Here is a 25,789-nt window from a genome sequence, read left to right as displayed (position 1 = left end):
CGCTCTGCGTCACCGCGCGGCCCGCGACTCGATGAGAAAGAGAGCTGCCGCCAGGGCCGTGACCGCTGCGAGCGCTGCCCGCTCCAGGGTTACTCCTGTGGCGAGACAGAGGTAAACTTCACCCAGGGAGAAGCCGGTGAAGAAGGCGCCGTAGACGGCGAGCCTCTTGAACGGCCTGCCGGCGAGGAGCACGTAGCCGGGAGGGACGACGGTGCGGGAAACGACGTAGCCGTCGCTGCTCCTCCGAACCAGGTCCTCTTCTTCCAGCTTCTTAAGGTGGTAGTGCACCGTGCTTACGGGGAGGTCTAGCGCCCTAGCCAGCTCCCTGACGCCGACAGGCTTCCTGCTAGCGAGGATCTGCAGGTAGATTTTGAGAGCGTTGCCGGTCAGCTCCTCGTCCGACACTGTGCAGGGAGAGGCGCGATAGTAGAAAAGCTTTGCCCGGCTCGCCGTCTGTCCAGCGTGCTGAACAAGCTCGTTCAACCTTCAGAGTTTTAGGTAGCCGCCCCCGCTGTGTTGACGATGAGCCGAGGAAGTAGCGGCAGGGGGAGCTACAGGAAGACTGCCAGGTGGGCTCTCACGCTCGCCTTAGCGCTGCTAGTCGGCTTCGCGATCCCGCAGCTGCTGTCGATGCTCGCGGTCCAGGTCGCCCCCCGCGCTCCTACCCAGCCGGTGGGGACGCCCCGGCAGGAGGGTTTCGAGGCCCCTATCTCCACCGCCGCGCTTAACGTGCCCCCAGGGTTGAGGACTTTCAGCTCGCTTAGCGAGCTGAAGAACTTCGTCTCAGCGCTCAGGGAAGCAGAGCTAGAGGCAGAGCGCCTCAGCGAGTACCTCTCAACCACCCCCATCCTCCCCATCTACGTTGGGAGAGCTGCGCCCGCATCTTTTCCGCTCTCGGTGGCGCAGGAGAAAGCTGGGCCCGAGTATTCTCGAACGAACATCCAGGTGGAGGGGGTTGACGAGCCCGACATAGTGAAGACGGACGGGCGCGTGATCGCCGCCGTTTCGGGTTCGAGAGTCTACCTGGTCAGCGCTGCTCAGAGGCGCGTTGCAAGCGTCGTCGAGCTCCCGCTCGCCCCCCGCGGCGTCTACATCGCGGACAGCAAGCTGATCGTGGTGTGCGCGGCTCCGGAGTACCGGGTGCTCCCAGTCGACAGGGTGCCTTCCCCGGGGAAGCCCATCTCAGCCCTGCTGGTCTACGACATCAGCGACCCGGCGAAGCCCAGGCTTCTGAGCAACGCTACAGTCACTGGCTGGTTCTCCGCCTCGAGGATGACCGGGAGAAACGTTTACCTCGTGGCCTTGCAGCCGATCGCGGAGGTAGAGATCCCCGAGGTTAACGGCAGGCCCATCGACCCCGGAAGAGTTGTGGCTGTGAGCCCGCGGGCTAACGGGTACGTTAACGTCCTTGCGCTAGACCTGCTGGCAGGTAGAGTGGAGACGCTCTCCATACTCACCGAGCTCAGCGGGCGCGGCTGGTTCTACATGAGCGGGGAGCGCCTGTACGTAGGCTACTCTGCAGCGCCCAGGGTGGAGGAGCTCTACGAGCAGTTCCTCCGCAGCCTCTCCGGGCTCGTCCCGGAGGAGCTTTACAGCAGGATGGTTTCCCAGCTCGCGCGCGGCAACATCACGGGAGCGCTCGAAGCCTTCCTCGAGTACATCTCGAGGCTCTCCTTCGAAGAGGCTCACAGGCTAGCTGCGGAGGCTGCCGCCAGGGTGAGGCTCAGCTGGGATGGCACGAGCTTCCACGTCTTCCGCGTTAACGGCACGGCGGTCGGCTACTTGGGCTCCTTCTCGGTCCCGGGGGTTGTGCTGGACCAGTTCTCCATGGAGGAACACAGAGGGTACTTCATCGTCGCGGCAACGCGAGCCGCTTGGGTGGTTAAGGGCGTCGTCGTGGAGGGGCCGAGAGTGGTTCCGCGCGAGCCCGGCGAGCTCAGGGTCGTGGAGTGCGAAGAGGCGCGGTGCGTGGAGAAGGTGGTTAAGCCGAACACGACGCAGTACCCGGCGGGGTGGCGCAGGTTCTACGTGAGCCTCTGGCCTGAGGCGCTAGAGCCTGACAACTGTGTTTTCACCGTTAGGCTGGCCGACCTGAAGGTCGTGGGCAACCTGTCTGGGCTCGCGCCGGGCGAGAGAGTGTACTCGAGCCGCCTGGTAGGCGACACGTTCTACCTGGTCACTTACCGGAACGTCGACCCGCTCTTCGCGATCGATGTCTCCGACCCGGCTGCGCCGAGAGTCCTCGGCTACGTGAAGATTCCGGGCTTCAGCGAGTACCTTCACCCGCTGCCCGGCGGCCTCCTCCTGGGGGTAGGCCTCGACCCGGACAGCAGCTCCCTGAAAGTCTCGCTTTTCGACGTCTCAGACCCCGGCGCGATGCGCGAAATCTCGAGCGTCAAGCTGGCTGGTGCTTACTCGCCAGCCCTCCAGGACCACCACGCGGTTCAGGTCTGGCTCAGCAGGAGCTTGGCGCTCATCCCCTTGACCGCTCGGGGCAACATAGAAGGGGTCGCGGTCTTCGAAATCAAGGAGAGGGCTGTGAGCTTCACGACCCTCCTGGAGCACCCGGGGGCTTCGAGGAGCCTCTACATCGGAAGCGAGATCTACACGGTCTCCCCGAGCCAGGTCAGGGTGTTTGACGCGGACAGCTTCAACCAGGTAGCTGAAATACCTCTCGAGCTAGCCGGCCGCAGCTCTGGCTAGCACTCAAACTCCCTCCTTACGGGAAGGCTTACGGTAGGGTGTTTTTCCGGCTTGCGCGCGGCAACGTCACGGGAAGCTCAGGCTCTCCGGCTTCGGAGGCCAGCCCTCCTCCGTCTGGAGACGTAGACCTCCCTCGTGCCGCGCGCCACAAGCTCGTAGAGGACTGCTTTCTTCCCCTCTCTGGGGCGGAGCAGCCTACCCAGCCTCTGGATGAACTCCCGGGGGCTGCCCGTACCGCTGATCACCACCGCTACTGAGGCGTCGGGGACGTCGACCCCCTCCTCTAGAACGTGGCTCGTGACGATGGCCCTCACCTCCCCTTTCCGGAACATCTCTAGGACTATCCTCCTCTCGTCCTTGCTGGTCTTGTGGGTGATCTCGGGGATGAGGAACCTCAGCGAGATCCTGCGCACCAGCTCGTTGCTATCCGTGAAGATGATGATCTTGTCGCCGCGGTGCTTCTCCAGGATCTCGGCGAGCTTCTCGAGCTTCGCCTCAGCGCTGAAAGCGAGCTTCCTCGCCTCGAGCAGGGAGAGCAGAGCCTCCCTGGCCTCTAGGCTCCTCGAGCTCAGCAGCACGAGCTTCTCGAAATCCTCCCTAGTCCGCACGCGGAGGCCGAGGCTGGAGAGAATCCTCTCGTACCTCTCCACGAGAGCCTCGTACTTCTTCCTCTCGCTCTCCGGCATGTCGACGTGGATGCGCACCACTTCGAACTCGGCGAGGTACCTGCCGCGCAGCTCCGAGGGCGAAGCCCGGTACACGATGGGCCCGACGAGGTCGGGGAGAAGCTGGTGCAGCCCGTCGGGGCGCTCAGGCGTGGCTGTGAGGCCCATGCGCCACGGCGCTGCTGCGAGCTCTGCGATCTGCCTGTAAGCCTCGCCGGGGAGGTGGTGCACCTCGTCGAAGACGAGGAGGCGGAACCTGTTCCCGAGCTGCTCCGCGTTCAAGTAGGCGGAGCTGTACGTTGCCACCGTGACGCAGCCCACTTCCTTCGACTCCCCTGTGAACTCCGCGGCCTCCATTCTCAGCAGCCTGCGAACCTCCCTCGACCACTGATCCACTAGCTCCAGCGTCGGCACGACGACGAGCGTGGGGCACCGGAGCTCCGCGACCGCGACTAGAGCAACCCTGGTTTTTCCAGCGCCTGTGGGCAGCACGACAACCCCTCTCATGCCGGAGGCGAGCCAAGCTTCGAGAGCATCCTCCTGGTAGGGCCTCAGAGGGATGCTCGCGCTGCTCCACGCGCACTCCGGCTCGGACAGCACGCTGTCCCTGACCCCTGGCAGGTCGCTCAGCGCCCTCCAGTAGTCCTTGGCTAGCGCCCTGTAGGCCCTGACCCGGGGGTCGTACCTGAAGTACGGGGGCGGCTTGAAGCTAGGCGGTGCACCGACCAGGAGGATTGTTCCGCGGTCGTAAACTAGCTCCAAGCGGCGCCCCCTGCTCACTAAGAGGACAGGTATTTGAGCCTGCGCCTGAGGTAACGCTAGAGGGCTTTGCTGCCGGCGGAGCTGCTGGTGGTCAGGGCAGCTAGGGGCAGGCTCCTCCCGCTCTTCCTCACGATGCGCGAGGAAGAGCTGTACATCGCCGAGGAGCTGGTTAGAACCTTCGAGGAGCACGTCGGTAGAAAGCGGGGCGAGCTGGAGGAGAAGCTGGGCGAGATCGAGGAGAGAGCTTTCCGGCTAGGTGTCCACTACAAGGTCGTCAGGGGGCTCGCGCACATCCTCCTCCGCGAGTCCACCTTCTCGGCGCCGCAACTGCCCGTGGAGCCTGTGCGCGTCAGGCTAGAAGTCTTCCGGGCTGCTGGCAGGCTGGGCGCAGCCGTGTCAGAAGCAGAGCGAGCATCGGTCGTCAGAGAGGTAGCGGGGAAGCTGGGGCTCAAGCCGGAGGAAGTGGAGGTTGCGCTGAAAGCAGTGCACGAAGATGAGGAGACGCTCTCCCGCTTCGAGCCCGTGAAGCCTGAGGATCTGATCCGCGAGTACAACCTCTCCGCTGCCCAGACCGTCCTCTTCAGGGCTCTGAACATCAAGGCTGCGATCCGCGCCTCGGGAACTGAGGTGAAGCACCTGCTCCGCTGGGTGAAGAGGCTGGGGCTCATGTACACAGCCTCCGCCTCGGGAAGCATGCTGGTCCTCGAGCTCGAGGGGCCCGCCAGCCTGCTCAGGCAGACCGAGAGGTACGGGACAAGGCTGGCGAAGCTCCTCCCCTTCATCGTGGCCGCCGAGCACTGGAGCGTCTCCGCTCAGATTAAAGGGAGGCGCGGCCAGCTCCTCTTCGAGCTGAGCAGCGATTCCGCGCCGCCGCTGCCGAAGCGCGAGCCGCAGCCCGTCGAGTACGACAGCAGCGTGGAGAGAGAGTTCCACAAGAGCTTCCTTTCCGCTGGCAGCGGCTGGTCTATCGTCAGGGAGCCTGAGCCGCTGGTCGCCGGGAGCCACGTGCTGATCCCCGACTTCGCTTTCGAGAAGAACGGGGTGAAGGTGTACATGGAGATTGTGGGCTTCTGGACCCCGGGCTACCTCAAGAGGAAGGTTGAGAAGCTCAGGGCCCTGAGCGGCGTCACGATGATCGTTGCGGTAGACGAAGAGGGGGCCTGCGCTACAGGCCCGCTCGACCTGCCGCACACGGTGATCACTTTCCGAAGGAAAGTCCCCGTGGAGCGCGTCTACAGGATCCTCAAGTCGCTGGAGGTGGAGAGGCGAGAGCCGCGCGAAGAGCTGCGCGAAGCCAGGAAGGTGCCTCCAGAAGCGCTGAAGCTCCTCGAGAACGCCGAGGGAAAGACTCTCGACCAAGTGATCCGAGAGCTTACAGCTCTCGGCCTCACCGAGGAGGAGTGCTTCGAAGCGATCAGAGCAGCGGGCCTCGAAATTGAGTGGAGGGGGCTAGACATCGGTGCATCGCTCTTGAGGAGGGCTAAGCGCGCCTAGCAGGATAGCGGGGTAAGGCATGCGGAGTACCTGCCGGGCGGCGCGGGGCCCAGCTTTATCTCAGCTTCTACAGACCCCAAGCACTGCACGCAGAACCCTTCGGGTTCCACGAGGCGAAGCTCGGCTGTGACAGAGTTCTTCGAGATAGCTACGTTAGTGACCTCTAGTCTGTGGCATGGCGTCGGGCTCGGTACTGAGACAGTGAGGATAAGGTAGCCGCTCTCAAACCTCGCCTCCACGCTTGTCTCGAGAGCTGCGGTGCAGCTCCCTCTGACGCTAAGGACTTCCAGGGTCGTGTTCTCGGAGAAAACTGCCGCCTCGGGCCCCGCGAGGTCCCCCTCCTTTAGAGTGACTCTGAGCGAGAAGGACCTGCAGATGCGCAGCGGTGGGGTGAGCTGTGAAGTGCGATTCGGCGGAGGCGGCTCGACTTGAGGTAGCGCCGGCGGCTCGCTGCTGGGGCTGCTCGCCTCAACCTCCTCCTGCTGCTCAGGTTTCCGATGCGCCGAATCGGCTTCTACCGCTGAGCTGCTGAAGTGCGCGAAAATGGCTGCAGCGACGACGAGTGCTAGCAGAGAGGCGAGAGGGATGATGACCCAGCGCCTAATCGGATGAAAGTCTCCGGGTAGTTCTCGAGGGTGCTCCGAGCAGCTCTTCAAAAGCATAGGATGTGGTGCCTTTGCAGTCTTAAGAGCATGATGCCGGAAAGTCTAAATCTTCGTCCTCCCTTTTCCTTTCGGGAAGCATGCGTAGAGGCATCTCGCCCGTAGTGGCTACTGTAATCCTAGCGAGCATCATGCTCACAGTAGTCTCGGTGGCGATCTACTACTCGACCACGCTCATCGACATGAACCGGCAGTTGATGGAGTACGAGTACTCTAAGAGCCTGCTAGCCTACGCAGCGAGCGCGCTCGAGCAGGTAAGCTTCGGTACGGGCGGCGCGAGGAGCGTGAGGCTCAGCTTGTCCAGCACGGGGTTGAACTTCGAGCGGAGCAGCACGCCTCTAGTCGTCTCCATCAACGGTAGAGAGGTTCTCAGGCTTCTGCCGGGCTCCGTCAAGCTCTGCGGAGGCTCTCTCGTGACGACCGTGCCGAGGCTCCTCTACCCCGAGACAGGTTTCTTCGAGGAGGTAGACAGGCTGGTCATAGAGGAGGGGGAGCCTCTCGCCGTAGCGTATGAGATCTTCAGCGGGAGGGCTTGCGCGGTGCTTGAAACATACAGAGTTAGAGCTACGTACAGCGGACTGACTCACGTGCAGCAAGGGTTGCAGAGCTTGCCGTACAACTTCTACGTAATCCACGTGATCAATATGAGCTTCGGTAGGCTCGGCGGCTCCGGCACAGTGCTCCTGGTCTTCAGGAACAGGGGGGTGGTCGTGAACGAGTACCGGTTCGACACGCCGGTTCTCAACGTGGTAGCCCAGTACGGCTCTAAAAGCAGCTCGCTAACGCTCACCGGTTCTCCTTCAGCTCTGGGCTCCGTCGTGATCGTTAAGGTGTCTCAGGTGGAGGTCGGCACGGGGTGATCGAGTGCCGGAGCCGGTAATCACTCACGTTATCGGCACAATCGCGCTCCTGGGGGTAGCGCTGCTGGTCGCCGCCTCCATCTCCGCAGTGCAGCAGATAGCCTACTTAGATGCGTTGAGCGTGATGCTCTCGGAAGTTGCGGAGAGCTGCGCGAGAGAGCTCGTCGAGCTCGTATCCCTCCAAACGCTGGGCGGAGGAGAGTACACTTACATGAAGCTCACCCTACCGCCCCTGCTCGGGGACCAGCCGTACAACCTCTCTCTGGAGAACGTCGCGGAGAACGTTATCCTCGTGAAAGCGCAGCTGCAGCTCCTGCAGCAGGTTAAGGTCGTCGTCACCCCGAACTTCGGGAAAGCGCCTGTGTACGCTGTTAGCGGGGTAGTCAGATTCGGCGAAGTCACAGTGTCCCAGCACATCCTGATCCCCACCCCGCCCGGCTTAGAGCCTGCGATCATCGCAGTGAAAACCGGCGACACCGTTTACGTCGGCTTCACGCTTCAGCCTCCCGGAGCAGTTTCTCCGGGATCGCTACCCATGTGCCTACTCGCAAGCTGGAACTCGAAACTCGCTGGACTCGCAGGCTCTACACACCAGTTCAACTTCGTTGTGTACAACGCGGGAGGCTCGACCGGAAGCTTCGACGTGAAGGTGTACAACGAGCTGGGAGAGCTGGTGAACCAGACCAGCTTGGCGGTCCCCAGCAGGGAGTTTAGGTGGGGCAGCCTCTCTCTCAGGTTGAGCTCAGCACCCGGATCCTACCGCTGGAGAGTAGTCTGCGAGGGGCCGGGGCCCTACGGCAGCTGGCTCACCCACGACCAAGCCATCTTCGAGGTCCTGGCTGGTGAGCCACGCGTGATAATCACCGATTACAGCAGGCGCCTCTCGGGCTTCCCCAGCTCTCAAGCGCTGCTCAACCTGACGCTGACCAATGTGGGCAACTACCCGGGGAGCGCGCGAGTGCTCTATAACGGTACAGAGGTCTACGAACAACAGCTCGATGAGGGGCAAGCTGTCAACGCGACAATACCCGTGCTCTTGCCGGATCTTCCAGGCACGTACACCGCGGAGCTTGCGGTAGAGACGAAGGAGACGAGCTGCGTCGAAGCTTACTCGGTACTCATCCAGGTCAGAAGTTTAGACGCGTTTCTCGAAATTGATTGGATAAATGCAACTGTTGAAGGGCTAGCTGGCTGGACAGCAAAGCTGCACGCAAGGGTGAAGAACTCCGGCGCTGCTCCAGCGACGGTAGATCTTCTCCTGAACGGTAGCCAGGTAGCTAGCGGGATCACCGTAGATGCCGGCAGTTCAGTAGAGGTAAGCTTCTGGGCCACTCTGCCAGCGAAGAAAGGAGTCTACAAGTGGAACGTCTCGCTCGTAAGCTCGGGCACGCTGCAGGACTCAGCATTCGTGACAGTTACAGCGAAGGAGCTTTCCGGCCCCATCTCCTCAGCCTTTCTCAGCCAAGACTTCAGCTCCACACCAGGGGACTGGGTGGAGTACGGGGGGCAGTGGAAAGTATCTTCTGGGGTGCTCGGAGGGCAGATGACCGGGAGCACACCACTGTGTTCCGGGAAGGGTCAGTTGAGAAGGTGTGCCATAGCCTACTACTGGAAGAGCAGCATCTCCGGTTACGCTTCGGGTTTCACTGCAGTTGTAAGGTTGTACTTCGACAAAAGTGACCAGGATGTTTATAGGGGCTTCGCGCTTCTAAGCCAGGATCTAAAGAAGCTCTATGACGTTGCGGTTTTCAGAGCTAGGAACACTTCTGCGCAGCTCCTACTTGAGAGGTTTGAGGTGGGTGGAAGCTGGGATAAGCTGGATACGAGCTCCACCGCCAGCAACCTCGCAGTGGGATGGTACACGCTCTTCCTAAAGTACTCCTACGACGGGAGTATGGCGCACTTCATCTTCGAGCTATATGACAGCGGCGCTAAACTGCTGCTTGCGAAAGAGAGCAGGGTTCCGGGAGCCTTCGAACCATACTACTTAGCACTCTTCATATCCGAAGGGGCCGGCGAGTTCGACGACGTTGTTGCCGCTACTGGCGACTCCCGCTACGTGAAGGTGTACGGGCTGCCAGCGGGTTGGGCTGCCGAGCTGTGGTCAGGGGGGCAGCTTATAGCCAGGTCTGTCTCAAGCGGTTCAGGCGAGGTCGGCCTATCAGTCGTGAGCGGGCCGATTCTCAGCGGCGCGGAGCTCGTGATTATAGACCCTTATGGGCGGGAGGCGCTGCGAAAGAGTTACAGCATGCTGGTTGGCGGGGATGCGTTCTACCTGGTTTCCTCGTAAGGGATTTAAGCCGCTACTCTGCTAGGTGGGTAGGATGCACCCTGTACTCGAGTACATCGCCATCGGGGTTCTCATAGCTTTGGTCCTCCTAGCGGCTACTCAGATGATCGAGTCTCCCTTGAGGACGGCGGAGAACGTGAAAGCGGAGCAGCTCTTCACGGTAGCAGAGAGGCTTATGGATAAGATTCTGCTCACACCCGGCTACCCTTACGACTGGGGCTCCAACACCCTAATCACGCAGGAGAATCTCACGGACTTCGGCATCGCGCTGGCTGGTGCGGCAGCACCCTACATCGTTGACCCCGACAAAGTGATGAGGCTGGCGAACTTGAGCATCTTACCTAACCCCATGCCGGTGGACGCAGAGAAGATAGCCGAGCTCCTGGGCATCAAGGGCAAGTACGGCTTCAGGCTCGAGATGAAGCCGCTCATCACCGCTAGAGTAAATACCACAGGTTGGACCGGAAACATAGCTTCGAGGTTTGAAGTACAGGTGGTGAACTTCTACGGGGTAGGCTTACCCAACGCTAAGGTATCGGGGCTCTACGTCGTCGCCCTCCTTAAGGGAGGCGCAGGGCAGGCGATCGACCTCGATGAGCTAAAAAGCTTCAGCCGGAGCTGCGTTACCGATGCTATCGGCTTCTGCACGCTCGACTACTCGGGAGATGTATCCAGTTTGCGTGTAGGTGGTGGTCAATTCCCCTCAACTTTCCTCGTCTTGCACATAAACTGGGAGGGGTTCGTGAGCGTCGTCGGCTACTCGCCAGACATAGGCGGCTCTCCTGTCAGCGGCTACATCATCGGTAGCAACGTGTTCATCGAGAGACCTGAAGATGCCGCTCCGGGAGCCGTGATCGTGAAAGATGAGATCGTGCAGGTAGTGCCCCAGTACTCAATCCTTCTTGAGCCGACAGACGTTATCTGGTGCAGATCGATGCCTAACGACCCTGAGTGGTGCCACGAGGTTGCCGGGAACGTCCTCCCCTCGAGGCGGCGCCAGGGGGTTAACTACCTGATCGGGAAGGTCGTCTATCTAGAGATGCTTTCGAGCCACGTGATCATCTTCGGCAAGTGGAGGGGGGACTGGAGAGCTATCGTGATCAGCAGGATCCCCGAGATCGACATCTCTTATGGGCCTACTAGCGCTCAGCCCGTGAACGCTGTTACGCTCACGAGAATCGCACAGATCTACAACTACCCGTACGTGGTGCGCTTAACCGTTTGGCGGTGGAGCGAGGGGTTGCCTTGACGCTCCGGGAGCCCGGGCGCAGCTCTAGGCGGGGGCAGATAAGGCTAGTCGAGCTGGTGCTCGCAGTTTTCATGGTAGTAGCTGTCATCATCATGGTGATGAACTTCACGAGGCCTTTGAGGAGCGTGTACCTGCGCGAAGTAAGCGATCTGAGGAGACTGGCCTACAACCTTCTCGGAAACCTTGCCGACGCTGGGGCATTCGAGCGAGTCTTGGAGGGAGCTTTCTCGGGTGATAGCACGTGGGAAGGGAGAATGCGCATGCTCGTGTACTCCAACCTGCCCCCAGGAATAGTGTTCTCTATGGAGGTCTACTCGGTAGAGGTGGGGGAGGGGGGCTTGCCGGTGATACGGCGGCTAGATAGTGGAGGTATAACCAACATGAAGCCGGGAGCGACCCTGATCGAGAGCGAGTCCATCCAGTACGTTTACGTCTGCACACGCGACCCGGACAGCATGCGCGGGAGGATGCTCTACGTGGTCCTGGTGATCGGGTATGCTGGTTAGGCGCAGAGGCCAGATGCTGGTTGCTGCGATTCTCATCGTGGGTCTCATAGTGATGAGTTTTCTCCTGGTAACGTACCACACTCACGCACTCTTCCTGAGGACAAGGGGCCTTGTAGTCAGGGAGACTGTGGGTGCTGTGACCGCCGACTTCAACAGGGCGCTTGCGGCGATGCTCGCCCTCGCGACAAGGTCTTACTACAACCACACTCGGTTTTCCGACTTCGTGTCGAGGTTCGAGGATCAAGGCCTGGAGCCGGGCAATCTCTCCTCAGCAGGGCTCGTAGCCGCCAGGTTTATCGAGAATTGGGCGACAGCGGCGAGAGTTATATTCGCGGAGCAGGGGCTTCAGCTCGCTTGGGCGCTGGAGCCTCCCAGAGTCCTACACCTCTTAGGCAGGGCTCCCGAACCTCTGCAGAACCCCGTGATTCTCATCGACTGGAACAAGACGGCGGCGGGCTCCTACATTAGCGGCTGGATGAGGCTGAACCTGACAAACGCGGGCTTCTACAACTGGGAAACCCGCTCCCTGATAGGCTTCACGCTCATCATCGACACGTTCTACAGCTCTAACAGCACCGTAAGGCTGAGAGCACTTGTGGATAACGGCACCTACTACGGTGCGCTCCTAGCGAGGGGGTGGGTTGAGCTCTACTATTTCGACAGTTCCGCGGAGAAGTGGGTGAAGGCGAAGATCAAGGACGTCACTTACGAAGGCTTCGGCTACTACAGGATCACGGTAGAGGAAAGGCTGAGGAGGGGCACGAGGTTCCTCATAGTCGCCTCCGATGAGCGCGGCATTCTCGTCTTAGCCCAGTCCACCGTGCCGTAAGGCTGCTTCAGCCCGTAAGCGTACTCAGAGACGGCTGCGGTCACGAAGCTGCTACTCCAAAAAGGCTCACTCGATTGGAAAAATTCCAGCGGCCTTAAAAGGCTAGAAGATGAAGGGGTCGCACCTTTCGACTACGTATCTTCTCTTCATCCTCTTCTTTATCCTTCTCCTCCGCTCGACCGGCCTGAAGATTCTCATCGCTTTAGAAGAGCTCTTCTCAGTCATATTGTTTACCCTCGATAGGCTCTTGGGAGCCGTTAACCAGCCGGCACAGCCGGGTGTAAGCCTGCGCGGGGCTTTCTCCTCACATTCGCTAGCGCTGCGGCGATGAGCGCTGCTGCAGCGACCAGGTAGAGCTCAGCCGGCACCTCCACTGAGGTCTCTAGAGACGAGGTAGCCTCCGCGTAGCCTCTGGGCGCGGTGCTCGCTGAGACTTCGAGCTGGCAGGGGAGCAGGAGGGGGCCTGTGCGAACTACTGCGACTCCGTGCTCGTCGGTGACCGCGGCTAGCTTCTCGCTGTAGTAGCAGGTTTTCACGGTGAAGCGGATTTCTGCGCGCGGCACTGGCGGCTGCGTAACGGCAGTTATCTCTGCGCTCCTGAAGAGAGCGCTGTCGGCAATGCTCAGAAAGAGCTTCAGGGGTTTCGGCTCCACGAGCACCTCGGCGCTGGCGTGCGCAGGCAGGTAGCCCGGTGCCCAGGCGAAAAGCTCGATGAGCCAGCTGCCGGTCTCGTTAAGCTCAAGCTCGAAGAGCCCGCCGCAGGAGGCTTTTGCGGTCGAGGTGAAGCTTGGCGCACGCACTGCGATCTCGCAGATACCTCCGGGGAGCTGGGGCAGCTGGACCTTGAGCTTGTCGCCGAAGAAAGCGCGCTGCGGTACCTGGACGTGGAGCTGGAGGGCTGCCGGCGGCTGGGATGCGGGGTAAATCCGGCCCGTGTAGTTGAAGGAAGCTCGCAGGAAGCCCGTGTACATTAGGAGGAAGGGAACTGCCTCCCGCTCAGCCCCCGCGAGCTCTGTGCGCTCGCCCGAGCCTCTCACGAGGGCGATGTAGCCTGGCGCTGGCGGGGCGAAGCCGAGCATCGAGCCGCGCTGCTGGGGCTCGACCGGGAGCCAGCCGTAGCCGGGGATGTAGGCCTCGACGAACGCGTGGGTGATAGCCTCTCCCTCGACACCGGGGGGCTTCACGCTCAAGCCTGTCACAACCCTCGCTGGGATGCCAGCTGCTCTCGCCAGAGCTGTGAAGAGCCTGGCGAACTGGAGGCACGCACCCCTCCTGGCGCTCAGGGTCCAGAGCGCGCCGAGCTGGTTGTAGTTGGGGAGGCTGGCGACCGCCTCATCGTACTTGATCGTGGAGGAGGTGAAGTCCGCGATCCTGCTCAGCGCCTCCCTGTAGGTGCTCGCGCCCGCGGTCAGCCTCCTCGCTAAGCTCACGATGTCCGGATGGTTGGACTCGATGAGCGGGGCGGGCTCCAGGAAGGCTCTCACCTCTGCAGGCGGGGGCTCGCTGAGAGGCGCGTCTGCGTTGACGTACGTGAGCTCCTGGACAGCTGTGAAGCCGACGATAACCCTGAAGACCCCTCGCACCTTAACGTTCCTGTAGAGGGCGTAAGCGTTCCCCAAGCCGTCCCTGAGCACCGCGCTAGGCCTGGGGGTGATGAGAGGCTCTCCGACGAGCCTGGCCAGAGGGTCGTTAGGTAGCGCCACGATCAGGGTTTCGAGATCCCCCTCTCCCTCCACCCTCACCTCGTACAGCGCCTCGACCACGTTCCTCAGCGCGACGAGCCCGCGGTAGTAGAAAACCACACTGTCTTCAACGCGGCTGCCGCCAGCCTCCGCAGCTAGCGCAAGCCGGTAGTAGCCCTCCGGCAAGCCGCTCAGGTCGAGCACTGCCGTGAGCACCCACTCTCCTCCTCGCGGGAGGGGCTCGAGGTTCTGGGAGACCGCCTTGATCACTGGGCCGAGGGGGTGGACGAGCTTTGCCTCGAAGCGCACCGGCAGGGCCGTGGGAACGCTGAGCGTGACTCGGAGAGCTACAGGCTCGCCGGCGCTGAAAACCCGGGAAGGGTTTGGCTCGAAGACCCCGCCTCTCAAGTGGCCGAGCTCAATCTCCGTGATCTTGAGGGTGGGCTGAGCGGGCGTGAAGCTCGCGAGAAGCACGACCGCTGCGAGCAGGGCTGCAGCTGCGCGAGGCAAGACTGCTTCCCGCCTACATGAAGCTGGACCGAATAAAAGGCTTTGCAACCTTCCCCGCGGAGAGGGGGGCGCGCGGTCCGCGAAACCAGTTCTAGCCTTATACCTGTGCTAAAACCCCCGGAGAACACCTAAGCCGACAAGCGGTACCAAGCTCCTTCCCTAACTTCGCGGAAACTGTGACACACCTACCTCTAGTCGCCCCGGTAGATGCCACCCTGGCTATTAGAGTTAGCCGCTCTAGCTCAGTGTCTGGCACTTGGGGGCTCGAGGAGCTCGCTCACGCGCTTCAGATACTCTCCTGCCTCCTGGACGATCTGCTCCTGGTCTCCAGAGATCCACCCGTTATAGACAGCATCGCAGTACCCGCTGCGAACGCTGCGAAACAGCGCTCCGAGCTCCTCAGCGCTTGCAGGGCAAATCTTCGTGAAAAAGCTCGTTACAGGCTCCCCGTGCAGCACATCGCTCAGCGAGCAGAGCCTCCCGCTCGCAGCAGTTACGAGTGCTGCTGTAGCGTGGAGGACTGCAGACCAAGCTTTCACAGCAGCCTCGGGAAGACCCCTCTGGGCGAGGGCTCTCGTGGCTTCCTCGCACAGCTTGTGCGCGGTGCGCAAGTAGTCTTCCACAGCGCGCTGTAGAGGCTCGTGCAGCTTGAAGGCGGTACGGGACTCCGCCACGCTTAGTTAACTATAACAATAGTTAATAAGTCTATTGGTGCTCGAAGCCCTGCCCGTCCCCCGAGGCTTCCCGGAAACCTTCTACGCGCCGCCGAAGCTGTAGCTTGCTCCGACTCCGCACGGCAGAACACTCCTGTAGACGCGGCTCATGGCTTCGGCTGCGCGTTTACCCGTGCAGTGGCAGGGGGCAACTTTCTCGACGCCGAGCGCTCGAAGCTTCCAGGCAACGCTGACGGCCTCCTCCTCTCTGCTCTCCACCAGGTGGAAGCCTCCGATCACTGCCGCCACGCGGGTTCCCGGGAAAACTTTCGCGGCTTCTGAGACAAGCTTCTCGACTCCGGGGTGAGCGCAGCCGACCAAAAGCACGACCCCTTCAGGGGTAGCTACGGCTAGAGCCTGCTCCCTGATCCTGACACCTTTGTAGTCTACCTCTAGGGGCCCCACGGTGCGAGCGCTCTCGGTAACGTGCCCGTCGCTGCTTGTAGGCAGCGCTGCGCGAATCCCGGGGTTCAGCGAGAGTATGTGCGAGAGGCCTCCCGCATGGTCCCAGTGGTGGTGTGAAACCACTACAGCGGTTAAGCTCCGGGGGTTCAAGCCGAGAACCCCCATGTTGTAGAACAGCACAGCGGGGTTTCCTCCAGTGTCGAATAGAATCTTCTCACCGTTCACCTCGATAAGGCAGGAGAAGCCGTGCGAAGCGATCAGGCGTTTATCGAGCTCCTGGTTGTCGTAGAGAACCGTGACCCGTACGCTAGATTTTCCCGCAGGTAAAGCCACACCCTGTAGAGCCGCGAGGCTTTTAAACCTAAGCGGCTGGTGAACGTGCACTGCCCGCTCTCGATGGAGCTGGTGGGCGCGCCCGCGCTAAGGCGAAGATTAGCGGAATGCGCCGAGAAGCCTTCCTCCGCTACCTTGAAGCATAGAGAAGCCGCTTCCGCACCCTCTTGGGCTGTGGGGCCCCAGCGCCTCAAGGGGTATGGGAGGGGCTGTGTGCCGCTACGAGAGCCTGGAGAAGCTTGCCGTACGGCATGCTTAGAACTCTCGAGAGGGGGCCTTCTGCCACCACTCTTCCCATGAACAGGATAGCCCCACGGGTAGCCAGCCTCCTAGCTTGCTCCGCGTCGTGAGTGACTATAATCACAGTAACTTCCCGGGAAAGCTCCCTCACAAGCTCCTCGATCTTCGCCGCGTTCAAGGGGTCCAGGTTGGCGGTGGGCTCGTCCATGAGGAGGAGCTTGGGCTTCAGCGCTAGAGCCCTCGCGATGCAGAGGCGCTGCTGCTGGCCCCCGCTCAGCTCCGAGGCCGGCTTCCTCAGCCTGCCCTTCACCTCCTCCCAGAGCCCTGCTTTCTCGAGGGCGTAGCGTACGAGCTCGTCGAGCTCCCTGCCCTTAGCGGCGCCGCGCAGCCTAGGTCCGATCGCCACGTTGTCGTAGATGCTGAGGTGGGGGAAGGGGTTGGGGGTCTGGAACACCATGCCTACTCTAGCCAGCGCTTCGTCGGCGCGCGAGTCCCCGTACACGTCGACGCCGAAGACCTCCACCCTTCCCTCCACCCTCGCGCCCTCCCTGAGCAGGACGAGCTTGTTGATCGCTCTGAGGAGGGTGGACTTGCCGCACCCGGAGGGGCCCAGGACCGCGTAGACCGAGCCCTCGGGCACTGTGAGGGACACGCTGTCGAGGGCTTTCTGGCTCCCGTACCACACGCTAAGGTTCCTGACCTTGACCGCCTCAACCATCACATCCTCACCCCTCGGGAGAGCCTCCTAACCGCCAGGGAGAGAGCCGCCGTGAGCGCTACAAGCAGGAGAACCGCAGCCCACGCGAGCCTCCTCCAGTTCTCGTAGGGGGAGGGGGCGAAGTAGAAGATGAGCAGGGAGAGCGTGCTCGAAGGCCCTGTTAACCCGTAGAACGCTGTAAAAGCCGCGCCGGCCGTGAAGAGGACGGGTGCGGTCTCGCCGAGAGAGCGCGCAGCGCCAAGGAGCACCGCGGTAGCCACACCCCTCGCGTTCATAGGTACGAGAAGCATGAGCACAGCCTTCCACCTGGGCAGCCCGAGGGAGAAGGCAGCCTCCCGGTAGGTCAGCGGAATCGCCGCTAAGCTCTCCCGGGTTTGCGCCGCAACGTAGGGGAGGGCGGTGATGCAGAGGCTTACTGCGGCGGCGAGCGCCGAGGGAGTGCGCATCGGCAGCACGAGGAGAGTGAAGACCACCAGCCCGACAACCACCGAGGGGATTTCGGAGATCATTTGCAGCGCCGCGCCCGCAGATCTCGCGAGCCACGAGCCTCCGTACTCGCTCAGCAGGATGCCAGCCGGCACGCCGATGAGAGCACTCATGAGCACGCTTAGGGAGACGATCACGAGCGTCCCGGCCAGCACGGGGCCCAAGCCGCCGAGCTCGCCGCCGGGCAGCCCCGGGGGCTCTACGAAGAGCGCGGGTCCAGCGGCGAGGAGCGCGGGAAGGCCCTCGACGACCGACGCCGCGATGATGTGAGCACTCACCGCCAGCAGCGCTGCTGACGCTGAAGCAGCAGCTGCGTGAAACAGCTTGTCGAGGACGGCCCTCTTGAGCTCGTGCAGCCTCACGCTTCCCCACCCTGGGCTTTCCTGACCGCTGCTCTAGCGAGCTTGAGGCCGAGCGTTGTGCTCGCAGAGCTGACCAGCACCATGACTAGCGCTGCAGTCAGCAGGACGCTCTCCATGCCGGGGTAGAGGTAAGCGTTCCCGAACTGGCTCGCTATAAGGCTCGAGACCGTGTGCCCCGGCTCGAAGGGGCAGAGCGGCATGTTGACCGCGCTCCCCACAGTCAAGGCCACGACTGTCGTCTCCCCGACAGCTCTCCCGAAGCTCAGCAGGGCTGCAGCCAGCACGCTGCCTTTCACCATCCCAAGAAGAACCCGCGCGCGCTCGAAGCCTCTAGCTCCGAGGCTGTGCAGCGCTTCCACGTAGGTGAAGGGGACGGCGCGGTAAGCCTCTGAGACGATGGCAGCCGCGTAAGGCGCAATCATCAAGCCTACCACGAGCCCGGCTGTGAAGAACGACTGCCCTGTCGGGGAGCCTCTAGCGCACAGCAAAGTAAGCCCGCTCTGCCTGATAATCGGCGCCGCGGTGCTGAGCCCCCACATCCCGAAGACGATGGTGGGCAGCGCAGCCATGCTGTAGAGGGACAGCTCCACCGCTTCCCTCGCGCGGCGGGGAGCGTACTCGTAGAGGTATACTGCGACCGCTACCGCCAGGTAGGCGGCGATAGCCGATGCGATACCCGCCACTACGAGCGTCCCCGCCAGAGGCGCTAGCACTCCGTAGGAGCCTCTCTCCTCCTCGCTCGGACTCCACTCAGAGCTAGCCAGGAAGCCGGCACCGCCCTGAGCTAATGCGTCTACGGAGCCTTTTGCCAGGACGAGAATGATGGCTGCCGCGGCAACCAGGAGAGCCGCAGCTGCTGGAGCGAGCACAAGCAGCAGCGGTTCTAGCCTTGCTTGCGGCATCATACATGCAACACCTCCGCATTTATATAGCTTATCTATAAGAAAGCGAGAGAAATATCGTTACTATAGAAAATTCTTTTAACTATATATACTATTGCTTCTTGAACTCTGCAGCCACCTCAAGCCCTAGCTGGCGCCAGCTCTCAGGCACTGGCACGTAGCCTTCGACCACGTTCTCGGGAGACTGCCCCTTAGAGAAGATGTACTCCAGGAAAGCCGCGATAGCTTTCCTCTTCTCGGGAGTGTACGCTGCAGGAGGCCTCACGTACATGTAGCTTGGGGAAGCGATTGGGTAGGCGTCCGGCCTGTCAGAGCGGAGAATGCTCTCTAGTATCTTCAGCTCAGCGAGGTTCACGCTAGCGTCAGCGATAGCGGTGGCGCCGGCAGCAGCTCTGATCGAATCCGCGCTCGGCAAGACGAAGTTACCAGCCTTATTCTTGATCGCAGCTACCCCCAGCCCTTTCGCGTAAGCGAGCTCTACGTAGCCTATAGAGTAGGGAGTGCTCTTCACCGCCTGGGCTACACCAGGGTTGCCCGGCGCGCCTACGCCTCGGCCGAGCTCGTCGAGAGGCCACTTCACGGTCTTGCCGGCGCCCACCTTCTCTTTCCACTCCGCGGAGTAAATGCTGAGGAACGTGGTGAAGACCTCGGTCGTGCCGCTCGCGTCACTCCTGTGTACGAAAGTAATCTTAGCGTGCGGCAAGCTGACGCCCGGGTTGAGCTCCCTTATCCTCGCGTCATCCCAGTACTCGATTTTCCCCAGCAGGATGTCGGCAAGGACCTCAGCCGATAAGCGCAGGTTAACGCCCACCGGGATCTCCGGAATGTTGTAAACCACCGCTACCCCGCCGAGAATAATCGGAAGCTGGTACACGCCGCCAAACTGCGCCCTAGCCTTCTCCCAGTCCACTGTCTTGAGAGGCACGTCGCTGCAGGCGAAGTCCACAACCCCCTGCAGGAAGTCGCTCTGCCCCTTCCCCGAGCCGCCGCCAGCGTACTCGACCCGCAGCCAGGGGTGGGCTTGCCTCACCCGCGAGGCCCAAGCCAGGATCTGCTCCATCGGGAACGTGGCCCCACTACCCTGTAGCAGCACTACAGCCTCGGTGAGCTGAGGCTCTGAAGGCGAGCTGGAAGAGGGCGCGGGGCGCTGCAGGAGAAGTAGCGCGGCGACAGCCACTAGAGCTACAGCGGCTCCGATGGTTATCAACCTGGTTTTGCTTAGCTTCATCGGCGTGCCAAGGCGCGCTGTCTATATATTACCGCTGGTCTAATCGAGTTTAATAAATAGATACGACAGTATCTATATATTTTATGAAATAAGATGGGTGCGGCTCCGCGCGGGGGAAAGCTGCCTTCAGAGAAAGCCGAGGCAAGGCTTCTCAGCATAGCTGGAGATCTCCCGGATTTCGTAGAGGTGTGTTCTTCGCCAAAGTGGCTAAAGCGCCCTTTAGGCTGTGACAGCCCTCACCAGGGCGACTCCCATGGATTCAAGACACTTATCTACCTTGAAGCCCGCGCCCCTCAGAAGGTCGCGCGGCTTCCTCGCCCTCCGGGCGGAACCCCAGTAGCAGATAGCTGCAAATCGCCTCCAACCGCGGCGGGAGCTGGGGGCTAGGCTTTAAATTCGAGCGCTACGTGAGCCGGCGGGAGCACCTATGAAGGTCAGCTTCAAGGTAATCCAGAGAGAGGAATACACGGTAGTTCACTTCGATCTTGAGGGCGTGCTGGAGCCGCGGGACCTGCAGTCGGTTAAGCCTCCCGCCGTTAACCTGGCTAAGGGGGTTGTTCTGAGCGGGCGGGGCCCCATCTGGCTGTACGGCTTCCTCGTCCACCACTACCACCCGGCGAAGTTCGTAGCCGTCTACGACCCCAGGATCGGCGCAGTAGTCGTCGAAACGCACACCCCGGAGCGCGAAATCGGCGAAGTCATAGAGGTGGGCACGCTACCCTAGGGTGCGGGCTCTGAGGACCCGCGCGCCTCCGACCCCTCCAGCCTTCACCATTACCAATATTACAGCGCGAGAAGCTTAAGCCCGGATGGTTAAGCTCCGTGCGCTCGACAACCTCTACTGGTCCTCGTGCCCTGACAGCGAAACCGTAGCAGCGCTGGCCAGGGAGGGCGTGAGCCTAGTCGTCGACTTAACGATGGGTGAGTGCCGCTACGCGCTACCGCAAGGCGTCGAGAAGCTCGAGTACCCTATACCCGACTTCTCCTTCAAGGCCTTCGAGGATGTCCTCGTGGAGGTCGCGCTCCCCGCGCTCGAGCGGCTGAAGCAGGGCGAGAAGGTGCTCGTCCACTGCCGTGGGGGCATAGGGAGGAGCGGCGTAGTAGTCTCCATGATCCTCGGCCTCAGGAGCGGTGCCTCGGCGGGGGAGGTGAAGGAGAAGCTAGCTAGGCTGGGCTTTCAGGGCGAGACGCTCTCCCAGCAGCTAGCGTTCCGCTGGTTCTTCAGGGCGAGAGACTTGATCGGCCCCGGCTGGATCGCAGCAGTAGTGAAGAAGCTGAAGAATGTGGGCGGAGAGCGCGGTGGGAGCTACTGGGCTACCTACGCTGCGCACGCTTCTACTGTCGCTAACGTAGCGCTCGACGTGCTGGAAACAATCTCGGACAGCTACGGGCTCTCGAAGGCCGAGCTCCGCTCCGCCTACGCGGCTGGCCTCCTCCACGACGTAGGTAGAGTGCTCGCAAGTAGCGAGAACCACCACGCGGCGGGGGCTCTCTTCGCTGCTGAGATGCCCGAAGTCAGGAGCTGCTGTAACCCCCTCCTGGTCGCAAAAGCCGTGCTCCACCACAGGCGGGCTACAGACCTCCTCGGCGACGTAGAGCTGCGGAGAATGGGCACTGCTGCCCAGCTCGTAGCTGCGGCTGTGAGGCTCGCGGACGCTTTCAACAGCGTATACGAGGGTGAAGGCCTCTACCGCGGAGTCGAGCTACGCGGCTCGAGGCTTGTCTTCCAGCTCGAGTGGAGCCTGATCGCGCAAGCCGGAGGCAGGCTCTCCGAGAAGGCGAGGGCCTTCACCGCCCTCACAGGGCTCGAAGTCGAAGCCGAGCTCGCGTGAGAGCGGCCAGCCCCGAGGAGTCTGAAGGAGGCTGCACCGCTCTCCCGCACTGCTCAGCGGGAGGGCGAGAAGCGAGCCTCAGGCAGGGCCCGCTGGGGCTAAACCTCCGTGCAGATCTCTACGCCTAGGTGCCTCGCCGCCTCCACTGCCTCCTCCTCAGCGTATGGGGTTACCAGGACCAGCCTCGACGGCTTCCTGCCCTCCAGCTCCTCGTACAGCTCAGCCTTCCTCTTGAACGTGTAGACGTCTGAAGCCCTCACGTTGGACTTGATCTCCACAAGGATAATCCTCTCGTCGTGCACCGCCACATCGATCTCTACCTGGCTCGGGTAGCCGTACACAACCCCTCTCTCGTCGAACCTCACCCACCTGCTAACCCTGAACCCAAACTCCTTCTCCACAAGGCTCCTAAGCCCCTCCCTGAAGGCAGCCTCGCTCATCAACCCCCAGCGTGCACCTAGCGCTGAAACTCGCCTCTCAAGGAGCGCAAACCCCTCCTTCATATCCTCCCTGAGCCTAGCCATCTCCTCTTCGTGCCTCCTAAACCCCTCCTTCATGTCTTCCCTAAGCTTCACTAGCTCTTCATCATGCCTTCTAAACCCCTCCTTCATATCCTCCCTGAGCCTAGCCATCTCCTCCCAGATCTTCGCTATCTCCTCGTCGTGCCGCTTGAAGCCCTCTAGCATGTCTTGGCGGAGCTTAGCAAGCTCCTCGTCGTGTCTTTTGAAGCCCATGATCATGTCCTCGCGAAGCCTGGTCAGCTCCTCCCAAATTTTCGCTATCTCCTCGTCATGCCTCTTGAAGCCCTCCTGCATATCCTCCCTAAGCTTCGCGAGCTCCTCCCAGATCCTCGCTATCTCCTCGCCATGCCTTCTAAACCCCTCCTTCATATCCTCCCTGAGCCTAGCCATCTCCTCTTCGTAGAGCTTGAACCCCCTCCTCAAGTCTCTCCTGAGCTTCACGAGCTGCTTCTCGTTCTTGTCGAGCCTCTGCAGAATCTCCCCCAGGCCGAGTAGGCCAGCTACAGCGTGGCGGAACTCCTTATCCCTCTCCAGGAGCTCCAGGAACCTCTTTCTCAACCCGCGCTCGGACATTGCAGCGAGTACGTCAAGGCGCTGAGGATTATAAAAGGCTCGCGCGCTGGAAGAAGCCCGAAAGGGGCGGCGCGCCGGAGCGTTGCAGCCTGCTGAGCAAGGAGCCGGCGGTGTTAGAGGTGCGCGGCAGCACCTGCGAGGAAAACCGAGCCCCGTCGCACAGTCAAGGCAGGTGAAGCGGATCCGAGACCGCTGCCCCAAGCGGACGGTACCTCTGGGGTTGCGGAAACCGGGGAGTTGTGATAACAACGTTATCATAGATTATAATGCTGTTATCTTAAGTTGGGGGGTCTTCGAGGAGGGCGCGGGAGCTAATGATAACATAGTTATTATAAAGCATAAAGTTGTTATCAAAAACACGCAGCGGAGCCTGCAGCAGCGAAACCATGCTCGTAGAGCGTCTGCGGGAAGAAGACGCGTCACTCTAGAAGTGCAGGCAGCCTGCGGAGCACAAGCGCGTTCCCACCAGCCCGGGAAAAGAACGGGATGCTCAGCGCTCCCCTTGAGGGGGCGCGCCCCGGCGCTCGCGGGAGTAATACATATATTACGCTTCTGCACTACAGACGTGTGAGCGTAGTCGTCAGCTTCAGAGTGAGTAGAGAGCTGAAGGAGAGGATGGATAGGCTTAAGCACGTGAACTGGAGCGAGGTCGTGCGGAGAGCCATATACGAGGTTGTCGTCAGAGAGGAGGCGAAGCTCCGGAGCCGGGACATGGACAGGGTTAGGGAGGCTGTTCTGAGGAGCGAGAAGCTGTCGAGGAGGGTTGAGGGGTGGAGCAGCGTTGAAGAGATTCGAAAGTGGAGGGAGAGGCGTAGTTGACGCTTCCGTCGTTGTCAAGTGGTTCGTGGAGGAGGAGCACAGCAGGGAGTCCAGGCTGCTGAGAGACGCGTACGCTGCAGGGCTAGTGGACTTGTCAGCCCCCGCAATCCTCCCCTTCGAGGTGGTGAACGCTCTAAAGTACTCGGGAGCTTTCAGCGAGGAGGAGCTCAAGGAAGTTGCTAGAATCCTCGCCGATCTGCAGATCAGCCTGCACAGCTTCGAGGAGGTAGCAGATAGAGCGGTTGAAATCGCGGTGAGAAAGGGGTTGACGATCTACGACGCTAGCTACGTAGCGCTAGCCTTACAGCTGGGCGCGCCGCTGTACACGGCAGATGGAAAGCTGCTAGCGAGAATCGCCAACCTGAACGTGGGAAAGCACGTCTCCGAGTTCCGCTTATAGGTCCGCGCCAGCCGTTCACCCCCTCCGCTAGCTCCCACCTCTAGAGCCTGCCCCCATGACCCGCCCCCAGCTGTCCACGGCTAAAAGCTGTGGAGGCCGCAGGGCGGGCCCTAAGGCCTAAGCCGATGAGAGGAGATGAGCACCGGCGCGGAAACTTCACAGCAGCGCTAGCGTCGAGGACGATCCTCACAGCTTCTCCCTGTGCTCTCTGATAACCTGCCAGGAAGGTTTATCGAGCTGAGCCCTCCCCGCGATATCATCCATCACGTTGACCGCCCAATCCACCTCCCTCCTCCTCACCTCCCTCTCGAGAGCCCTCCTGACCATCTCGCTCACGCTGATCCCGCACCTCTTCGCCTTCTCCCAAACCTCTCTGCCGACCCTAGCAGAAACCGCCGTACTCCACAATCGAGCCCACCAGGAGTAATATAAGAGCGTTATTGCACCCCTCCGTATTACACACTTGTAAGCTCCAGCGCAGATAGCACGACGGTGTAGAAGGACTCGAAGCTCGGCGGCGCTGCACCGGTAAGCCGGTAAGGGGGGTGGGCAACCGGCGCAGACCGCTAGGCTCGATCGCTATACCTAAATACAGCGATGGTATAGCGTAGTATAGCATGGCTTCGCTGGTGGACGAGTACTCGCTGAGGCTGCTCAAAGCGATCAAGGAGTCTGGGAGAGCGAGATTTAAAGAGCTGAGAGCTGTTGTCCCAAACCCGAAGACTCTTTCCTCGAGGCTGAAGCTGCTCAGCAAGCTAGGCCTCGTCGAGAGAGACGGTTCCTCATACTCTCTGACCGAGCTGGGCGAGAAAGCTTTAGAGAAGCTGGCCGAAGTCGAGGAGCTGCTCCGCAGCCGCCCGAAGATCCAGAACATCGAGAGGATACCGCACGCCTACTACGCCCCACTCATCAGGAGGTTCTGCGAGAAGCTCTACGAAGCGCTCGGAGAAAGGCTCGTGAGCGTCGTCCTCTTCGGCTCGGTGGCGAGGGGAAACTGGAGCAAGGACAGCGACATAGACCTCCTCGTAGTCGCCGAAGGCTGGGAGAGTAAACCAGTCTGGGAGAGGCTGAGAGAGCTCCGGAAGGCGGAGAAGGAGCTCGAGGCAAGCCCCGAGTACCTGAAGGCTATCGAGGCTGGCTACATGCCGGTGATTCAACCGCACCCGCTCTCCAAAGACGAAGCGAGAGAGTTCCGAACAGCTTACCTGGACCTCGTGCTGGAGGGTATCGTGCTCTACGACAAAGAATCCTTCATATCCGAGGTGCTACGCTCCGTCAAGCAGAAGCTTGAGAAAGCGGGAGCGGTGAGAGTCACGCTGCCGAGCGGGCAGTACTACTGGATCCTGGGCGGAGAGAAGGTGGTAAAGCTTGGGTAGCGCCACGACCCTCGACCTCGCGAGAGCAGCGCTCAGGAGGGCGAAGAGGTGGCTTCAAGGAGCGAGGAGAGCGCTCGAGGACGGAAGGTGGGACGATGTAGTTTACGCCTCGCAGATGGCCGTCGAGCACTCTGCAAAGGGAGTACTCATCGCCTTCGGAGTAGAGTTCCCGAAAGTACACGACGTCAGCCCAGTCCTCAGGCTCCTCCCCTCCAGGAGAGAGCTACCAAGATGGTTCACCTCACAGCTCGAGGAGCTAGCCGAAGATGCATCAGAGCTAGCCAGGCTGAGAGCGATAGCAAGCTACGGCTACGAGATGGGAGCAGATGAAAGCTACTTTAAGGACTACGCGCCCGAAGCCCTCAGGAAAGCAGAGAAGCACTACACTGCCTGCGTCAATCTCCTCAAGGAGGTCTTCGGCGTCGAAGTCGAGTAAGCTTCCCGTTTTACCCACTCTGCGCGCAAGCTTGAGTAGGAGGCTGCGGCCCGCCAGTGCGGTAAGATAGTGAGAGAGGTTTATTAGCCGGCAGCCGGCGCGCCGACTCGGTGCGGAGCTTGGCGAGAGTGGGGAGGATTGTTTTCAGGAGGGTGGCGCGGGTAGGCCGGATCAAGTTCCGGGGTGTCCGGGAGCGTACCGGTGAGAGTCAGGCTGGTAATTAGGGTTAGGGA

Annotated in this window: 26 protein-coding genes; 13 read left to right on the top strand and 13 right to left on the bottom strand. The window is 61.2% G+C overall.

All coding sequences use genetic code 11. The features are described from left to right. Window positions 1-9 precede the first annotated feature (9 nt). Window positions 10-405 (bottom strand): winged helix-turn-helix domain-containing protein, encoded by a 396-nt coding sequence (locus tag QXU72_03380; protein ID MEM0494298.1) that lies wholly within the window; start codon window positions 403-405, stop codon window positions 10-12. A gap of 117 nt (window positions 406-522) precedes the next feature. On the opposite strand from QXU72_03380, the gene QXU72_03375 reads away from it, so the two are divergent. Then, window positions 523-2,703 carry a beta-propeller domain-containing protein gene (locus QXU72_03375; protein ID MEM0494297.1) on the top strand — a complete coding sequence of 727 codons (2,181 nt, stop codon included), beginning with the start codon at window positions 523-525 and terminating at the stop codon, window positions 2,701-2,703. Between the two features lie 77 nt (window positions 2,704-2,780). On the opposite strand, the gene QXU72_03370 is transcribed toward QXU72_03375, so the two are convergent. Further along, window positions 2,781-4,148 (bottom strand): DEAD/DEAH box helicase family protein, encoded by a 1,368-nt coding sequence (locus tag QXU72_03370; protein ID MEM0494296.1) that lies wholly within the window; start codon window positions 4,146-4,148, stop codon window positions 2,781-2,783. 48 nt (window positions 4,149-4,196) lie between these two features. Here QXU72_03370 and QXU72_03365 point away from each other — a divergent pair, with 48 nt between their 5' ends. After that, window positions 4,197-5,624: a DUF790 family protein gene (locus tag QXU72_03365; protein ID MEM0494295.1), complete on the top strand. Its 1,428-nt coding sequence runs from the start codon at window positions 4,197-4,199 to the stop codon at window positions 5,622-5,624. Here QXU72_03365 and QXU72_03360 read toward each other — a convergent pair. Next, complete coding sequence (locus QXU72_03360) at window positions 5,621-6,286, bottom strand: hypothetical protein (GenBank protein MEM0494294.1); 666 nt, start codon at window positions 6,284-6,286, stop codon at window positions 5,621-5,623. The genes QXU72_03365 and QXU72_03360 overlap by 4 nt on opposite strands. Window positions 6,287-6,366: 80 nt before the next feature. Here QXU72_03360 and QXU72_03355 point away from each other — a divergent pair, with 80 nt between their 5' ends. Genes QXU72_03355 through QXU72_03335 form a run of 5 tightly spaced genes read left to right on the top strand, consistent with a single transcriptional unit; the run spans window position 6,367 to window position 12,020 of the window. Continuing rightward, window positions 6,367-7,146, top strand: coding sequence for a hypothetical protein (locus QXU72_03355; protein MEM0494293.1), 780 nt, complete (start codon window positions 6,367-6,369; stop codon window positions 7,144-7,146). A 4-nt stretch (window positions 7,147-7,150) separates the two neighbouring features. Continuing rightward, window positions 7,151-9,436, top strand: coding sequence for a hypothetical protein (locus tag QXU72_03350; GenBank protein MEM0494292.1), 2,286 nt, complete (start codon window positions 7,151-7,153; stop codon window positions 9,434-9,436). Between the two features lie 25 nt (window positions 9,437-9,461). Further along, the gene (locus QXU72_03345) at window positions 9,462-10,685 is read left to right on the top strand and encodes a hypothetical protein (GenBank protein ID MEM0494291.1); all 1,224 of its coding nucleotides are present in this window, start codon (window positions 9,462-9,464) and stop codon (window positions 10,683-10,685) included. Then, on the top strand, window positions 10,658-11,191 hold the full coding sequence (locus QXU72_03340) for a hypothetical protein (GenBank protein MEM0494290.1): 534 nt from the start codon (window positions 10,658-10,660) through the stop codon (window positions 11,189-11,191). Before QXU72_03345 ends, QXU72_03340 begins: the two co-directional genes overlap by 28 nt. Then, a complete protein-coding gene (locus QXU72_03335; protein ID MEM0494289.1) occupies window positions 11,181-12,020 on the top strand; it encodes a hypothetical protein in 840 nt (279 codons plus the stop codon). Before QXU72_03340 ends, QXU72_03335 begins: the two co-directional genes overlap by 11 nt. 102 nt (window positions 12,021-12,122) lie before the next feature. Here QXU72_03335 and QXU72_03330 read toward each other — a convergent pair whose 3' ends face one another. From QXU72_03330 to pstS, 8 genes are all read right to left on the bottom strand, one after another. Further along, window positions 12,123-12,245: a hypothetical protein gene (locus QXU72_03330; protein MEM0494288.1), complete on the bottom strand. Its 123-nt coding sequence runs from the start codon at window positions 12,243-12,245 to the stop codon at window positions 12,123-12,125. A 32-nt stretch (window positions 12,246-12,277) separates the two neighbouring features. Then, entirely contained in the window at window positions 12,278-14,212 is a 1,935-nt protein-coding gene (locus QXU72_03325) for a transglutaminase domain-containing protein (GenBank protein ID MEM0494287.1), read from the bottom strand. 242 nt (window positions 14,213-14,454) lie between these two features. Next, a complete protein-coding gene (locus tag QXU72_03320) occupies window positions 14,455-14,886 on the bottom strand; it encodes a hypothetical protein (protein MEM0494286.1) in 432 nt (143 codons plus the stop codon). An 81-nt stretch (window positions 14,887-14,967) separates the two neighbouring features. Next, entirely contained in the window at window positions 14,968-15,663 is a 696-nt protein-coding gene (locus QXU72_03315; GenBank protein MEM0494285.1) for an MBL fold metallo-hydrolase, read from the bottom strand. Window positions 15,664-15,853: 190 nt separating this feature from the next. Then, window positions 15,854-16,621 carry an ATP-binding cassette domain-containing protein gene (locus QXU72_03310; GenBank protein ID MEM0494284.1) on the bottom strand — a complete coding sequence of 256 codons (768 nt, stop codon included), beginning with the start codon at window positions 16,619-16,621 and terminating at the stop codon, window positions 15,854-15,856. Continuing rightward, window positions 16,621-17,469: an ABC transporter permease subunit gene (locus tag QXU72_03305; protein MEM0494283.1), complete on the bottom strand. Its 849-nt coding sequence runs from the start codon at window positions 17,467-17,469 to the stop codon at window positions 16,621-16,623. The genes QXU72_03310 and QXU72_03305 overlap by 1 nt, the downstream gene beginning before the upstream one ends. After that, window positions 17,466-18,371 carry an ABC transporter permease subunit gene (locus tag QXU72_03300; protein MEM0494282.1) on the bottom strand — a complete coding sequence of 302 codons (906 nt, stop codon included), beginning with the start codon at window positions 18,369-18,371 and terminating at the stop codon, window positions 17,466-17,468. Before QXU72_03300 ends, QXU72_03305 begins: the two co-directional genes overlap by 4 nt. A 91-nt stretch (window positions 18,372-18,462) precedes the next feature. Further along, on the bottom strand, window positions 18,463-19,599 hold the full coding sequence (gene pstS, locus QXU72_03295; GenBank protein MEM0494281.1) for a phosphate ABC transporter substrate-binding protein PstS: 1,137 nt from the start codon (window positions 19,597-19,599) through the stop codon (window positions 18,463-18,465). A gap of 427 nt (window positions 19,600-20,026) precedes the next feature. Between pstS and crn3 the strand changes: the two genes are divergently transcribed. Together crn3 and QXU72_03285 are read left to right on the top strand one after the other, a co-directional pair. Beyond that, window positions 20,027-20,323 carry a CRISPR-associated ring nuclease Crn3/Csx3 gene (crn3, locus tag QXU72_03290; GenBank protein ID MEM0494280.1) on the top strand — a complete coding sequence of 99 codons (297 nt, stop codon included), beginning with the start codon at window positions 20,027-20,029 and terminating at the stop codon, window positions 20,321-20,323. 85 nt (window positions 20,324-20,408) lie between these two features. Continuing rightward, window positions 20,409-21,431 carry an HD domain-containing protein gene (locus QXU72_03285; protein MEM0494279.1) on the top strand — a complete coding sequence of 341 codons (1,023 nt, stop codon included), beginning with the start codon at window positions 20,409-20,411 and terminating at the stop codon, window positions 21,429-21,431. Between the two features lie 98 nt (window positions 21,432-21,529). Here QXU72_03285 and QXU72_03280 read toward each other — a convergent pair whose 3' ends face one another. After that, entirely contained in the window at window positions 21,530-22,525 is a 996-nt protein-coding gene (locus QXU72_03280) for a DUF3782 domain-containing protein (GenBank protein MEM0494278.1), read from the bottom strand. Window positions 22,526-23,092: 567 nt separating this feature from the next. Between QXU72_03280 and QXU72_03275 the strand changes: the two genes are divergently transcribed. Then, window positions 23,093-23,344, top strand: coding sequence for a hypothetical protein (locus tag QXU72_03275; protein MEM0494277.1), 252 nt, complete (start codon window positions 23,093-23,095; stop codon window positions 23,342-23,344). After that, window positions 23,307-23,744 carry a type II toxin-antitoxin system VapC family toxin gene (locus QXU72_03270; GenBank protein ID MEM0494276.1) on the top strand — a complete coding sequence of 146 codons (438 nt, stop codon included), beginning with the start codon at window positions 23,307-23,309 and terminating at the stop codon, window positions 23,742-23,744. Before QXU72_03275 ends, QXU72_03270 begins: the two co-directional genes overlap by 38 nt. Window positions 23,745-23,930: 186 nt before the next feature. On the opposite strand, the gene QXU72_03265 is transcribed toward QXU72_03270, so the two are convergent. After that, the gene (locus tag QXU72_03265; GenBank protein ID MEM0494275.1) at window positions 23,931-24,152 is read right to left on the bottom strand and encodes a hypothetical protein; all 222 of its coding nucleotides are present in this window, start codon (window positions 24,150-24,152) and stop codon (window positions 23,931-23,933) included. A 209-nt stretch (window positions 24,153-24,361) separates the two neighbouring features. Here QXU72_03265 and QXU72_03260 point away from each other — a divergent pair, with 209 nt between their 5' ends. Together QXU72_03260 and QXU72_03255 are read left to right on the top strand one after the other, a co-directional pair. Further along, window positions 24,362-25,120, top strand: coding sequence for a nucleotidyltransferase domain-containing protein (locus tag QXU72_03260; protein ID MEM0494274.1), 759 nt, complete (start codon window positions 24,362-24,364; stop codon window positions 25,118-25,120). Further along, on the top strand, window positions 25,113-25,556 hold the full coding sequence (locus tag QXU72_03255; protein ID MEM0494273.1) for a HEPN domain-containing protein: 444 nt from the start codon (window positions 25,113-25,115) through the stop codon (window positions 25,554-25,556). Before QXU72_03260 ends, QXU72_03255 begins: the two co-directional genes overlap by 8 nt. Window positions 25,557-25,789 lie beyond the last annotated feature (233 nt).

The sequence above is a fragment of the Thermofilum sp. genome (assembly GCA_038741495.1).
Taxonomy (GTDB): Archaea; Thermoproteota; Thermoprotei; order Thermofilales; family Thermofilaceae; genus Thermofilum.
The sequence above is the reverse complement of the archived record's forward strand: the minus strand, read 5'-3'. Positions and strand labels throughout refer to the sequence as shown.